The organism is Streptomyces sp. NPDC111507, from assembly GCF_055638955.1.
Genome location: NZ_JBVKBU010000003.1, coordinates 620,471 through 633,366 on the forward strand (window position 1 = coordinate 620,471; position 12,896 = coordinate 633,366).

Consider the following 12,896-nt stretch of genomic DNA (forward strand, 5'->3'; position numbering starts at 1 on the left):
GGCAGCGGCAGAGAGCTCACCACGAAAGGTCACTGCACCCATTCAAGGCACTCATCGGAAGGAACCCACGAAAATGAACTCCCTGCACGGCAAAACAGCGATTGTGACCGGCGGCGGCGCCGGCATCGGCCGCGCCATCTCCATCCAACTCGCGGCAGAAGGCTGCTCCGTAGCCATCTGCGACGTGAACCCAGAGGCTGCAAACACCACCCGCGAACTCGCAGGGGCTACGGCAACGGGTGCTCCGAAGCTGACCGCACACGTCGGCGACGTCTCCGACGAAGCGCAAGTGCTGCGCATGCGAGACGAGGTGGTGGCCGAACACGGCGAACGCATCAACCTCGCCTTCAACATCGCCGGCATCGTCGGGGAGGGCAGTTTCCTCAAAACGCCTCGCGACGGGTGGGAACGCTCATTCGCCGTCAATTTCTGGGGTGTGTACTACTGCACCAGGGCCTTTCTTCCCCTCCTGGTCGCGAGCGACAGCGGCTACCTGGTCAACATGAGCAGCATCCGTGGCCTGTATGCCTCACTCGGCCCGGGGATGCCGCATTCTTCCTACTCAACGGCCAAGTTCGCCGTGCGTGGACTGACCGAATCACTCATCGACGACCTTCGCGCCAACGCGCCCCATGTGAAGGTCGCAGTGGTCATGCCGGGCCGGATCGCCACCGACATCGTGAGCAACTCCGTCAACTACATGATCGGTGATGGATCCGACGACACCGTGGAAGACCGCGAGATGCGACAGCAGTATCAATCCATCAACGACGCACTCCGTAACGCGGCACCCACCTCCCCCTCCAAGGCGGCCGACATCATTCTCGCCGGTGTCAAAGCCGGAGAGTGGCGCATCCTCGTCGGTGACGACGCGCATGAGGTGGACAAGATCGTGCGCGCTGACGCCATCGGTGTCTATGAAACCGGAGTCGGGTTCGTGGGCTGAACCACACGGACGAGCTTGTCCACCTCATGTGCGAGAGGGGCGGCCCGAGACCTTGGTGACCGTGGATCTGGTGCTCACCGAGGCGGGGCGCCGCCTCAGCCGAGGTACACGCCGGTAACACGGGGCCCGGCATTGGTCTCATACCTGCGGAGTTGGCCCCGGCCCGGAGTCGTGGGTGCGGGCTGCCAACAGCGCAGCGCCGAGGTCCGCCAGCGCCCGTGGGTCGGAGAGGGCGCGGTCGGTCAGTTCCTCGATGCGGCGCAGTCGGTAGCGAACGGTGTTGGGATGCACGAAGAGGGTGCGGGCCGCTTCTGCGGCGGAGCCGGCAGCGGCGAACCAGTGTTCCAGGGTCGTCAGCAGACGGGCACGCTCCGCTGCCGGAAGGTCGAGCAGTGGTTTGAGCACCACCTCTGTCAGGTGCGCTGCCTCGGCTGGGGCTGCGGCCACGACCATCGCCAGCAGGTTGTCGTCGAACCGTGCGACGCCGGGCCCCGTGCCCGGCAGACCCGCCAGGGCCAGTCGGGCGAAGCGCAGTGCCTGCGGAACATCTCGTAGTGAGGGAAAAGTCGGGCTGACGCCCACTCGGGCGCGGGGGCGGCGCAGCGTGCGCACGCAGATGGGTTCCTCCGCCAGCGAGGGCAGAGCGATCACTCCGATCTGCTGGTCGGGCAACAGTCTCCAGGCGGAGGGGAGTCGGGCCCGACGCAGCGCCGCCTCGATACCGGCCAGGGGTTCGTGCCCAGGAGCTCCTGCCACCGCCACGGCGACCGCGTACGGCCCCTGTTCGGGCAGGCCGAGTTCGCGGGCTGCTTCCCACAGCGTGGTGCGGTCCGCGATGACGCCGTTGAACAGCGCTTCGACCAAGGCCGAGCGCCGGGCCTCGCGCTGCAGCGTCAACTCGGCCGAGGCCTCTCGGTGGGCTGCAGCCACGGCCTCCGCGTATCGGCCGAACAGCGCCCAGATCTCCGCCGACTGGGACACCAGCTGGGCGTCGATGACCTCGGGATGGGTGCGTGCCTCCTCGATGAATTCCGACCAGAGGAGTTCGAAGCCGATCCGATAGGCGTGCAGGGTGTCGGCGAGCGGCATACCCTGCTCGGCGCGCAGCCGACCGGTTTCCCAGGCCGGGCCCGGCTCCGGGGCGTCCGCGCTGTGGAAGTGGTTCAGGATGAGGTCGGCGTTGGCGGTGCACGAGCGGCGCAGGGAGTCGAAGGGGATCAGGGACTCGTCCTGGTAGGCGTCCACCTCGGTGCGGATGCGCTGTGCCATCCGCTCGCCCAGTTCCGGTAGGCGCTCGAGGAGCGCCGAGGCCACGCCCGAGAGATCCATCGTTGCAGTCTATTGCGCCCATCTTGTTTCCAGGAACAACTCACGAACACAGACGCAGTGCCGCCGCCCATAGGCCGGCGACATGGACTGCATCACCATGTCGTCCACGTGAACGGCGAATTTCAACCAAGTCACCTACGGAGGCGGATCATGGCCAATCTGGCGCAATTCCTGGTGGAGGCGGCAGCTCGGCAGCCCGAGCGTCCCGCGCTGCGTCTGGGTGAGCAAGTCACCACCTACGCGGAGCTGAACGACCGCAGTGCCCGCGTCGCCGCTCTGCTAAGGGCCGAGGGCGTGCAGCCTGGCGATCGGGTGGCCCTGATGCTGCCCAACGTTCCCGAGTTCGTCGTCCTCTACTACGGCGTGCTGCGTCTCGGCGGGATCGTCGTACCTATGAACCCGCTGCTCAAGAAGCGGGAGACCGAGTACCACCTTGCCGACTCTGGGGCGCGGATGCTGTTCGAATGGCATCAGGCGCCCGGTGAGGGAACACTGGGCGCGGCTGCCGCTGGGGTACGGCACCTGGCTGTCGAACCCGTCGCCTTCGCCGAATTGCTGGCCAAACACGGACCGCTGGGCGAGGTGGCGCGAACGGAGGACGACGAGGTTGCCGTTCTGCTGTACACCTCCGGTACCACCGGCCGCCCGAAGGGTGCCGCACTCACCCACGGCGGGTTGCGGCACAATACCGAGGTAAACACGGTGCACGTACAGCAGATGACGCCTCAAGACGTTGTCGTCGGCTGCCTTCCGCTGTTCCACATCTTCGGCCAGATCTGCACCATGAGCGTGGCCCTCCACGCCGGCGCCTCCATCACCCTCATCCCCCGCTTCGACCCGCAATCTGTGCTGGACGCCATCGCCCGCGACCAGGCAACGGTCTTCGAGGGCGTGCCCACCATGTACGCCGCTCTGCTCCAGCACCCCTCTGACACGGACGTGTCCACACTGCGGATATGCATATCCGGAGGAGCCTCGCTGCCGGTGGAGATCCTGCACGGTTTCGAGCGGCGCTTCGGCTGCGCCGTTCTGGAGGGCTTCGGCATGTCCGAGACCAGTCCGGTGGTCTCCTTCAACCACCCTGGCCGGCCGCGCAAGGCCGGCTCCGTCGGTACCCCGATCCGCGACGTCGAGGTGCGACTGCTGGACCACGAAAGCCAGGACGTCCCCCCTGGGGAGATCGGCGAGCTGGCGGTACGCGGACCTAACGTAATGAAGGGGTACTGGAATCGCCCGGAAGAGACGGCAGCCACCATTGCGGACGGTTGGCTGCGTTCCGGCGATCTCGCGCGGCAGGACGAGGACGGCTTTCTCTACATCGTCGACCGGAAGAAGGACATGATCATCCGCGGTGGCTACAACGTCTACCCGCGCGAGATCGAGGAGGTCCTCCACGAGCACCACGCTGTTGCCCTGGCCGCCGTGGTGGGCGTGGCGGACGCCCACCTGGGCGAGGAGGTCGCGGCAGCGGTCGTCCTGCGCCCGGGGGCGCACGCCACCCCCGACGAGCTACGGAAGTTCGTCAAGGACCGCGTGGCGGCATACAAGTACCCCCGCAGCATATGGCTCATGGACAAGCTGCCTACGGGCCCCAGCGGCAAGATCCTCAAGCGAGAGATAACCGCTCCGACGGCGTGAGCAAGCGCGGGCCGGTGATGCGGTTGCGGGAAGATTCTTTCGGCGGTGTGTCGATCCACGGGCCTCACGTTCGACGCTTGGGCAGAGGCGTGGACCGAAAGGCCACGGCTCTGTGATCAAGGAGTGCTGCTAGGGCGTCTGCGGAGTTCGTTGCGGTTCCAGAACTCCGCCGACCGGCTCGCGAAGGAGACAACATGCAGATCCACGCCCGTATGAGTATGAGTGCCGACGGCTACGTGGCCACTCCGAGCGGCTGGCCCGCGCTGACAGCCGATCCCGCCTTCGTCTCTGGCGAAAGCCACGGTATCCGGGAGTTCCTCGAAGGGTGTGAGGCTGCGCTGATGGGCCGGACCACCTTTGAGCCCGCGCTGACCAACAGCCGCTGGCCGTGGCCGGGCCTGGACGTCTTCGTGCTCGGCTCTCACCGTCCGGCTGGCACTCCCGATCAGGTCGTCGTCGACAGCGATCCGGTACGTCTGCTGGAGAGGCTCCGGGCTGCCAACCGGGGCGGCGACATCCACCTCATCGGAGGCCCGCAGACGATCGGGGCCTTCCACGCCCTTGGCGCGGTCGACACCCTCCACTTGGTTGTCCTGCCGCTACTGTTCGGCGGGGGGATGCAACTCACACCGTCACTTGATCCCGGCATCGGGCTGACTTTCCAGCGCGAGCGCTCCCTCCCCGGTGGTGCCGTGGAAATCGTCTACTCCTGCCGAGGCCGCCGCATTTCGCTTCCGAACAAACCCGCCAGCCAATCGTGAAATCTGCCAAGCAGATGGCCAGCAGCGGTTGCGCCGCGCTGACAGACCTTGCCTGAACGCCATCTCGTCGAGCCGCGCCCTCGTGCCACTCCTCGGCACCTGCGAGTCGTCACAGTGGGCGCAATAGGTATCCGCACGCCAGTGCCTCCCTCGACCCACGCTACGTAGACACCTGCGGCGCCGTTGGAGGGCCCCGGCGTTGGTGATGGCGTCGAGGGCACAGGTGAGGCCGTAAGCGGTCGTCCGCCCTTATCCGTGACGCGCGAGAAGCCCGGAGATCGTGAGCTCGACCCCTCGGCGAATTATGTCGGTAAAGGAAAGTTGGGACGCGGCGACATCGGGGTCAGCCGCGTAGGCGGCCAGAAGCGCTTCGGAGGGACGACTGTGCGGCCACGCCGCGCTGGCGAGGAAAAGCCCCAGCGCGGTGCTCTCGTATGCCTCGTGTTCGCTCAGTTCCGGCAGAACACGCCTGACCGCTGCGACTAGGACCCTGACGGAGGCCGCCGTTGCACGCTTGTGCCGCAGTGCGACCTCGGCGGAGATGTTGTGTTCGAGCACGCTGTTCTGGGCGCTGATGAGGTCGCACATGACGGGCCTGGGCAAGAGGGAGTCCGCGATGACGGAAGCGACGTGATCTCCGCGCTCCCGTGCGCTACCCGTCATCGCGGGCAGCGCACGGTCGAGTTCGACTGTCCAGTCTCGTAGCTCTCTGCCAAGCAGTTCGAGCAGGATCGCCTCGCGAGACTCGAAATAGCGCACGACGTTGGACTTGGCCAGGCCGACCCGGCGGCTCAGCTCATTGAAACTGAGCTGAGCCACCGGCATCTCGGTCAGCATCTCGGCCGCGGTACGAAGGATCGCCCGCCTGCGCTGTTCACGCTGCTCCTCGCTGCGCGCTCTCTGGAAGTCCATGCCCTACACCTTACAGACCACCCGTCTTTTGTCATCAGACCGGTGGTGTGTTAGCGTCTTCAGACAACAGACCGACGGGCTTTAAAGGCGCAGGGGATTACCACCAGTGCACCGTCGTGACTATGCGTGATGGTTGGCCGTCGGCGTAGCAGAACGTACTGCGGCGCCCGCCCGGCCCGTCGGCCCGGTGGAAGCAACCGCGAGCACACCTGCGGGGCACGCAGCTCGTCGGTGTCGTCAGCACGCCTGCTCGGCACTCATGAACAGCTCGCATCAGCGCGAAAGGAAACACTCATGTCGTCTCTCGTCGGAAAGGTCGCCATCATCACCGGCGGCAGCAAGGGCACCGGCCTGGGCATAACCCGTGCCTATGTCCAGGAAGGGGTCGCTGTCACCATCACCGGCCGCAACGCCGACACCCTTGCCGAAGCGAAGGCCGAGCTTGAGGGACTCGTACCGGACTCGCGTGTGCTCACCCTCGTCGCCGACAACAAGGACCATGAGATCCCGGCACGCGTGGTCGCGCAGACCATCGAGGAGTTCGGGCGCCTCGACATCCTCATCAACAACGCGCAAGAGTTCCGCACCGCGATCCCCCTGGAGGATCTGACCTGGGACGACATGACCGCCACGTACGAGTCCGGGCTCTTTGCCACCTGGCGTTTCATGGTTGCAGCCCTCCCGCACCTGAAGGAGACCGAGGGCACGATCATCAACATGGGCTCCGGAGGCGGCACCCAGTCCCTCGCCGGCTCCGGTGCATACGGCACCAACAAGGAAGCCATCCGGTCGATCAGCCGCATCGCCGCCCGCGAGTGGGGCAAGCACCAGATCACCGTGAACGTCATCAACCCCTTCGTGAACTCCGCCGAGGGCGACCGCTTCCAAAAGGCCCACCCCGAGCAGTTCCAGCAGGTCCTCGCCAGCGTCGCCCTCGGACGTCTCGGCGACGCCGAACTGAACGTCGGGTCGCTGTGCGTCTACCTCTCCAAGCCCGAAGGCAAGTACATGACCGGCTCGACGTTCGACGTCGAAGGCGGCGCCTTCCTACGCCCCTGACCTGCACGGTTCCCACCCACCACCGGCATCGACCCGCCACCCGGTCGAAGTCCTCGCAACAGAAGGAAGAATCATGGAAAAGCGCATCCTCGGCGGTACCGGCCTGCCGGTCAGCGTCTTCGGCTTCGGGGCGATGAACCTCGGCGTCTGGGGCGGCACCGATCAGGCCGACGCCAACCGGCTCGTCGGGCAGGCCCTCGACGCCGGCATCACCCTGTTCGACACCGCCGACATCTACAGCTTCGGCGAATCCGAGCAGTTGCTCGGCAAGGCTCTCGGCTCCCATCGGGACAACGTCGTGCTCGCCACCAAGGGCCGCAACTCCGTCAGCGAGGACCCGCTCACTGGCGGCGCGTCGCGACGATGGCTGTACAAGGCGGTCGAGAACAGCCTCCGCCGACTGGGAACCGACTACATCGACCTCTACCAGGTACACCGCCCCGACTGGGCCACCGATCACGACGAGACCCTCGCCGCGCTCACCGACCTCCAGCGAGAAGGCAAGATTCGCAGCTTCGGCAGCTCCACCTACCCGGCCCACGCGGTCGTCGAGGCCCAGTGGATCGCCCGTGACCGCGCCCTGTCCCGGTTCACCACCGAGCAGGTCGCGTACTCGATCTTCGACCGCTCCGTCGAGGCCGACATCTTCCCCATCGCACAGAAGTACCGGATGGGCATCCTCATCTGGAGCCCTCTGGCCAACGGGTGGCTCGCTGGCGCCGTCAAGCGCGACCAGGCCAACACCCACCGGTCCCAGCTCGGCGGTGGCTTCGACCTGTCGACTCCGGTAAGCCAGCGCAAGCTCGACATCGTCGATTCCCTCCGCGAGATCGCCGACGAACTCGGCATCAGCCTGGCCGAACTGTCCCTCGCCTTCGTGAAGTCCCACCCCGCGGTTTCCACCGTACTGATCGGCCCCCGCACCGAGCACCACCTGCAGCAGAATCTGAAGGCCGCCGATATCACCCTCGACGACAGCGTCCTCGACCGCATCGACCAGCTCGTCGCCCCGGGCACCGACATCTCCCCCGCCGACCGCTACCCGGTCGCCCCGCCGGAGATCACGGAAGCCCGGCTGCGCCGCCGCTGACGATCAGCATTCGCCCAGGCCGACTCACCTCCTCGGCCGCCGCTGCAGCCCAGGGACCTAATTACGTACCGGAGGTCTCTTGAATGAAGACCGCCGGTCTGTTATGTTGATTGCAGACCGGCGGCCTTTAACGCGTCCGGTGGCGTTCCGGCCATCCAGCCGGGAGTGAAGCGCCACTTCCACGATCAGCCGTTGCCGCGCGTCGACCGTCACAGACAGGCCCGTCCGTCGCCAACGGACACGCGCCGCCGCGATCGACTGCCAGCGCTTCGACAAAGGCATCCGGCAGGACCACCACACGCCCGCAGACCCCACTGACCAACATCTCCTGCCGCACAGCTCGGCCCCCCACCACCAAAACCGATTCAACGCAAACACAGATCAACAGTCTTTAGAGGAGTAGTCGTGTACGAGGCACCCAATCAGTACGGAAAGCTCGCCGTAGTGACCGGCGCGAACAGCGGCACCGGCAAGGAGGCAGCCAAAGCCCTGGCGGCCGCCGGAGCCAAGGTCATCCTCGCGGTGCGCACCGTCTCCAAGGGGGAGGAAGCCCGGCGAGAGATACTCGCCGCGCACCCGGCTGCCGATGTGGAGGTACGCCGTGTCGATCTGGCCGATCTGGCGTCCGTAAGGGACTTCGCCGACCGCCTGATCGAGGACGGACGTCCGCTGGACCTGTTGCTGAACAACGCCGGCGTGATGATGCCGCCCGTACGCCATGAAACCAAGGACGGCTTCGAGTTGCAGATCGGCAGCAACTTCCTCGGCCCGTTCGCCCTCACCGTACGACTGCTCCCCCTGCTGCTCACGGCCCCGGCACCGCGCGTGGCCACAATGAGCAGCGGCCAGGCCGCCCGCGGCACCATCCGGTTCGATGACCTGAACTGGACAAACGGTTACAAGCCGATTCCGGCTTACGCCCAGTCCAAGCTGGCAGACCTGCTGATGAGCCAGCACCTGGCCGACCTGGCCACACAGAACGGGTGGCCACTGCTGTCGACCGGCGCGCATCCGGGCAGCGCCCGCACGAACATCGCCGCCAACGGACCCACGATGGGCGGCCGCCCGCCGGTGCTCCTTCAGATCCTCGGGCGCATCGTGCCGTCCCAGAGCCCTGCAGGCGGTGCGCAGCCGCTGCTGTACGCGGCAACCAGCCCCGACGCGAAGCAAGGCGGCTACTACGGCCCCCGATACAGCATGGTCGGCCCCGCCACGACGGCGAAGCTGCCGCGTACCGCCGCCGACAAGGACGTCGCAGCCCGGCTCTGGACCGCGGCCGAGCAGCTCACCGGCGTCTCAATAACCGCCAGTCTCTGAACCTCATGACCATCGCTGCCGGAATCGCGTCCGGCAGCATCCGTCATTAACAGCCCCGTCGACAGGAACGTCATGACGGCTCAGATAAGCCTTCACCGCGGAAGAGCCCTTATCGGGAGCTTCCTGCTCATCGTCAACCCTCTCTTCTACCTCATAGCCGAAGCAGTGAGTGCGGGAGCGTGGAAGCACCCCACCTACAGTTACAGCAACAACGCAATAAGCGACCTCGGAGTGCCCAGCTGCGGTGACCTCGTGGGGCACCCCGTTTGCTCGCCGCTGCACACCGTCATGAACACCGGCTTCATCACGCACGGAATACTCGTCGCTGTCGCTGCGATCCTGCTGGCACCCCTCTTGCCGAGGAAGTCTGCCCGGCCCTACCGAATTCTCAGCCTTGTGACGGGCATCGGACTCCTGCTCGTCGGCACCTTCCCCGGCTCCCCCGAGGCCGTCGCCGACGGAACCATCGCGATCCACACCTCCGGTGCCGCTCTGGCGATCTTCGGAGGAAACTTCGCCGCCGTAATCGCGGGCATCGGCCTGCGTCGGCAGACGCACCGGCGCCTCGGTACCACTCTCATCGCCCTGGGCGTCGCTGGGACGATCAGCGTGGCGATCATGTTCGTGTACGTCGCACTCTCGACCGGCGTCATCTCCGGCCTCGCGATCGCTGAACGCATCTCCGTCTACACGATCATGGCCGCCGAGCTGACGGCCGCCTTCAGTGTGCTCGCGGCATTCCGGCGTGCGGCCTGGCGCGCCGGCATTGATACAGGACGTACCCGGACAGTCACGGACCCGGCCTGACCACCTCACAGGATGCGCGCCGCTACAGACTCTGCACACGAGCAGCAGGAGATCCAGCGCCAGGCTCGCTGCCATCACACACGAGGTTCACCCGTATTCGAAAGGCCTCGAAGTCTGCGGCGGTTGCCGGGCCGGACTCGGCAGCCCCGGCGCCGCACCAGTCGAGGGTGTCTCGGCGTCGCTCGAATCCACCGGCGGCTCACCTGGGACTGGTTGAGCGGGTGGATCTCCACGCGGGTGCCGCGGTTGAGGCGGGCCAGGAGGTAGCAGGCGAAGTTCACGCGCCGCACCGTGCGGTAGGCCTGCTCGATCGCGGCGAGGTTCTTTCGCGACGGCGTGCGGACCCCGCCGAGCCAGGCCTGCGCCGTGCGGGCTGTGACGGTCAACCCGGCCGTGCGGGCTGCGGCTTGGGCGTGGTCGGTGCGGGTGAGGCAGCGAAGCCGCACGAGCAGGCCGCGCCAGGCGGCCCCACTACGGTGTGCGCGCCCCTTCCTGAGGGGCCATAGTCCGGCGGGTCCGTGCCGAACGCAGTCGGCACGGACCCGCACCGTTTCCCACCGCACCGTGCGATACGCCCCCTCGATCGCGGCACGGTTCTTCCGCGAGGTAGCCGGCAGAGCCATGAAATCCCGGGCCAGGCCAAACAGATCCCTTGCCGCGGCCAGGCGGTAACACTGCACGCGGCCGCAGCATCCGCGATGTTGCCGCTGCGGTCAGAGACATTTGAGTTCAATCACCCACCACGTGAGGCGGAGTGCGTTCATCCTGGGGCCATGACGCAGTCCGCCGCCCCGGCATCACACAGCAATAGCACGCAGAGAATCACGACTCTGACGCGACGCGACATCGTCGACTACCTGACTGGTGAGGGTGGCCCCTGGTGGGGGCGGCTCGACGAGATCGGCTTCCTCGGATCCCTGTACGACCTCGACAGGCTTGCATCGACGGACTCTCGGTACACAACAGCGCGAGAAGACATCATCAAGCACCGGGTAACCAACTACGACTGGGAAGACAACTGGGTCTTCGAAAACCCCCACTTCCAACTCCACGACGGCCCTGACGAGGTTCTTCTCGCCTTCTTGGCGCGGTTCGTGCATCCCGAGGTGCAGCCTGACGCTGACCACGCATCCCAACGGGTCGCGAAGCTGAACCGTCTCCTCGGGCCGGACGGCTGGACGCTCCGCCCCTTCAAGTTCATATCGGAACGGCCTGTCTACGCTCCAGCCCCCGCACCGTCTACCGGCCCGCTGGTCTCCCTGCCGCTCGATGACGACGACACCGGCAAACTCGACCTCGTCCTCGGACAGACCTACAGCCTCCTCGATCGCGACGGCGAGAAAATCGCCCGAGACCTGCTCCGCCCGACTGTCCTGACGCTGCGCCGTGACGGCGGCATCTACCACCCCATGCCCGGTGACGGATGGACGGACGCCACGTACGAGGCAGTCCTCACCGTGCCTTCCGTCCTCCTGCCGGCATTCACGGAGACCGTCATCAACGCAGTCTGGCAACGACTGGAAGCCGTATTCACCCGTCTCCAACGCGCAGACGTCCAGTCCCTCGTCGTCGAAGGCGACCTGGGTCCGCTGCCGGCCGTCTCACCGGACTGGAGGAGCCAGACCGCCGAGCCTGATCTCCCCGTCCTGCGGGGCTTCCGCATCGGCCTCCAGACCACGGAGTTCGATGTCACGGCGCAGGACTTCTCAGATCTTGAGATTCGCGACCCAGACCAAGGGCTCCCCTACTTCTACGACACTCGCGGAAGCCGCCTGATCACCGATTTCCTTCTGGACGACCGGCCGCGGGTGGCCACGTTGTGCAACGTGACCCTCATCAACAAGGACGGTGTCCTTTCACCCAGGATCAAGCTGTGGAAGAAGGACAAGAGCAAGGCTGCAAAGACGGCAGCCACGGAAGCGATACCCGGCACCGAGGCCCCCCAGATCATCAAGGCACTCGTCGACGCGAGTGATGCCCACGAGAGCTTCTGGAAGGTCATCCGCTTCCTCGAAAGCTGCGTCGGGCTGGACATCCCTGACAGCAGCCTGCGGCTGGTCGTCGGCGACGAAGCAGAGTTGGCTCGCCTCCTGGCCGACCAGGACCGCACAACACTCCTCGAAGCCGTCAGAGCCGCCGTCGGCGGTACCCTCACGGAAGAGGACATCCGACTGATCAGCAACCGCAAAGCCCAACTCCAAAGGTTCGAGCGGTTGTTGAACGACCCGGAGTTCTTCCAGCAGGAGCGCGGCCAGGTGGCCGGGCCGGAAGCGGTCTGGCAGGGCTTCTTCGAAAAGAATTCCTGGATCTTCGGATACGGTCTCACCTTCGTTGCCTGTGGCCCCTACGACGACGGCAAGCTGGAGCGCATCACGACCGGCGCGAACATCTTCGCGGGGGCGGGAAAGCGCAGTGACGCCGTCATGCGTTCCAGGGGCTTCATCAGCAGCCTGCTGTTCTGCGAGATCAAGACCCATCTGACATCCCTGCTGGCCAGTGCACCGTACCGGGCGCCGGACGTCTATCAGGTCTCCAAGGAAGTCGTCGGCGCCGTGGCGCAGGTACAGAAGACCGCTTACAAGGCCCAACAACTGGTCAGCGGTCAACTGCATAGGCAGTTCCGGGACGACGGTGCCCCGACCGGCATCGAGGTCTCCACCGTCCGCCCGCGACAGGTGCTCGTGATCGGAAGCCTCAACGAGTTCACCGACGGCGGCGCGGCGAACCCCGAGAAGATGACTTCCTTCGAGCAGTACAGGCGATCCATCCAGGACGTCGAAGTCATCACGTTCGACGAGCTCTACGAACGGGCCTGCTTCATCGTGCAGGACAGATGAAGCACGACCGAACCGAGCCGGAAACTCCCGAGCTGAGAGCAGCCAGTCCGAACATCCCGGCTGGCTGCTCCCCCTCGCCAGCCGTCAGCGAGCGTCTCGGGCGATCCGCCGACCGACCGCGGCCCACGTCGGCTCAGTGCTTCTCTCGGGCACGGCTCCCGTCAGGCCATCGAGATGATCAACGGCCTGCCCAGTGATAT

Annotated in this window: 10 protein-coding genes and 1 pseudogene; 8 read left to right on the forward strand and 3 right to left on the reverse strand. The window is 66.0% G+C overall.

What is annotated here, in order from left to right:
* Positions 1-73 precede the first annotated feature (73 nt).
* Positions 74-946 carry an SDR family NAD(P)-dependent oxidoreductase gene (locus tag ACZ7M2_RS15400; RefSeq protein WP_471595662.1) on the forward strand — a complete coding sequence of 291 codons (873 nt, stop codon included), beginning with the start codon at positions 74-76 and terminating at the stop codon, positions 944-946.
* A gap of 138 nt (positions 947-1,084) precedes the next feature.
* Here the strand turns inward: ACZ7M2_RS15400 and ACZ7M2_RS15405 are convergent, their stop codons facing one another.
* Positions 1,085-2,275, reverse strand: a complete 1,191-nt coding sequence (locus ACZ7M2_RS15405) for a PucR family transcriptional regulator (RefSeq protein ID WP_471595663.1) — start codon at positions 2,273-2,275, stop codon at positions 1,085-1,087.
* 150 nt (positions 2,276-2,425) lie between these two features.
* On the opposite strand from ACZ7M2_RS15405, the gene ACZ7M2_RS15410 reads away from it, so the two are divergent.
* Together ACZ7M2_RS15410 and ACZ7M2_RS15415 are read left to right on the forward strand one after the other, a co-directional pair.
* The gene (locus ACZ7M2_RS15410) at positions 2,426-3,913 is read left to right on the forward strand and encodes a long-chain-fatty-acid--CoA ligase (RefSeq protein WP_471595664.1); all 1,488 of its coding nucleotides are present in this window, start codon (positions 2,426-2,428) and stop codon (positions 3,911-3,913) included.
* A gap of 194 nt (positions 3,914-4,107) precedes the next feature.
* Positions 4,108-4,674 carry a dihydrofolate reductase family protein gene (locus ACZ7M2_RS15415; protein ID WP_471595665.1) on the forward strand — a complete coding sequence of 189 codons (567 nt, stop codon included), beginning with the start codon at positions 4,108-4,110 and terminating at the stop codon, positions 4,672-4,674.
* A gap of 249 nt (positions 4,675-4,923) precedes the next feature.
* On the opposite strand, the gene ACZ7M2_RS15420 is transcribed toward ACZ7M2_RS15415, so the two are convergent.
* Positions 4,924-5,586, reverse strand: coding sequence for a TetR/AcrR family transcriptional regulator (locus tag ACZ7M2_RS15420; protein WP_471595666.1), 663 nt, complete (start codon positions 5,584-5,586; stop codon positions 4,924-4,926).
* 294 nt (positions 5,587-5,880) lie between these two features.
* Between ACZ7M2_RS15420 and ACZ7M2_RS15425 the strand changes: the two genes are divergently transcribed.
* The 4 genes from ACZ7M2_RS15425 to ACZ7M2_RS15440 all read left to right on the forward strand — a co-directional run bounded on the left by ACZ7M2_RS15425 (position 5,881) and on the right by ACZ7M2_RS15440 (position 9,859).
* Positions 5,881-6,645 carry an SDR family NAD(P)-dependent oxidoreductase gene (locus ACZ7M2_RS15425; RefSeq protein ID WP_471595667.1) on the forward strand — a complete coding sequence of 255 codons (765 nt, stop codon included), beginning with the start codon at positions 5,881-5,883 and terminating at the stop codon, positions 6,643-6,645.
* 73 nt (positions 6,646-6,718) lie between these two features.
* Positions 6,719-7,735, forward strand: coding sequence for an aldo/keto reductase (locus ACZ7M2_RS15430; protein ID WP_471595668.1), 1,017 nt, complete (start codon positions 6,719-6,721; stop codon positions 7,733-7,735).
* Positions 7,736-8,140: 405 nt separating this feature from the next.
* A complete protein-coding gene (locus tag ACZ7M2_RS15435) occupies positions 8,141-9,052 on the forward strand; it encodes an SDR family oxidoreductase (protein WP_471595669.1) in 912 nt (303 codons plus the stop codon).
* Positions 9,053-9,124: 72 nt separating this feature from the next.
* Positions 9,125-9,859 (forward strand): DUF998 domain-containing protein, encoded by a 735-nt coding sequence (locus ACZ7M2_RS15440; protein ID WP_471595670.1) that lies wholly within the window; start codon positions 9,125-9,127, stop codon positions 9,857-9,859.
* A gap of 131 nt (positions 9,860-9,990) precedes the next feature.
* Here ACZ7M2_RS15440 and ACZ7M2_RS15445 read toward each other — a convergent pair.
* Positions 9,991-10,317, reverse strand: a pseudogene (locus ACZ7M2_RS15445) (transcriptional regulator); the annotation flags it as partial.
* Between the two features lie 315 nt (positions 10,318-10,632).
* On the opposite strand from ACZ7M2_RS15445, the gene ACZ7M2_RS15450 reads away from it, so the two are divergent.
* On the forward strand, positions 10,633-12,696 hold the full coding sequence (locus tag ACZ7M2_RS15450) for a Shedu anti-phage system protein SduA domain-containing protein (protein WP_471595671.1): 2,064 nt from the start codon (positions 10,633-10,635) through the stop codon (positions 12,694-12,696).
* The last annotated feature ends 200 nt before the right edge of the window (positions 12,697-12,896 follow it).

Bases quoted from the DNA above. Each gene is read 5' to 3' on its own strand.
- ACZ7M2_RS15400 (WP_471595662.1), top strand. From the start codon at position 74: ATGAACTCCCTGCACGGCAAAACAGCGATTGTGACCGGCGGCGGCGCC.
- ACZ7M2_RS15405 (WP_471595663.1), bottom strand. From the start codon at position 2,275: ATGGATCTCTCGGGCGTGGCCTCGGCGCTCCTCGAGCGCCTACCGGAA.
- ACZ7M2_RS15410 (WP_471595664.1), top strand. From the start codon at position 2,426: ATGGCCAATCTGGCGCAATTCCTGGTGGAGGCGGCAGCTCGGCAGCCC.
- ACZ7M2_RS15415 (WP_471595665.1), top strand. From the start codon at position 4,108: ATGCAGATCCACGCCCGTATGAGTATGAGTGCCGACGGCTACGTGGCC.
- ACZ7M2_RS15420 (WP_471595666.1), bottom strand. From the start codon at position 5,586: ATGGACTTCCAGAGAGCGCGCAGCGAGGAGCAGCGTGAACAGCGCAGG.
- ACZ7M2_RS15425 (WP_471595667.1), top strand. From the start codon at position 5,881: ATGTCGTCTCTCGTCGGAAAGGTCGCCATCATCACCGGCGGCAGCAAG.
- ACZ7M2_RS15430 (WP_471595668.1), top strand. From the start codon at position 6,719: ATGGAAAAGCGCATCCTCGGCGGTACCGGCCTGCCGGTCAGCGTCTTC.
- ACZ7M2_RS15440 (WP_471595670.1), top strand. From the start codon at position 9,125: ATGACGGCTCAGATAAGCCTTCACCGCGGAAGAGCCCTTATCGGGAGC.
- ACZ7M2_RS15450 (WP_471595671.1), top strand. From the start codon at position 10,633: ATGACGCAGTCCGCCGCCCCGGCATCACACAGCAATAGCACGCAGAGA.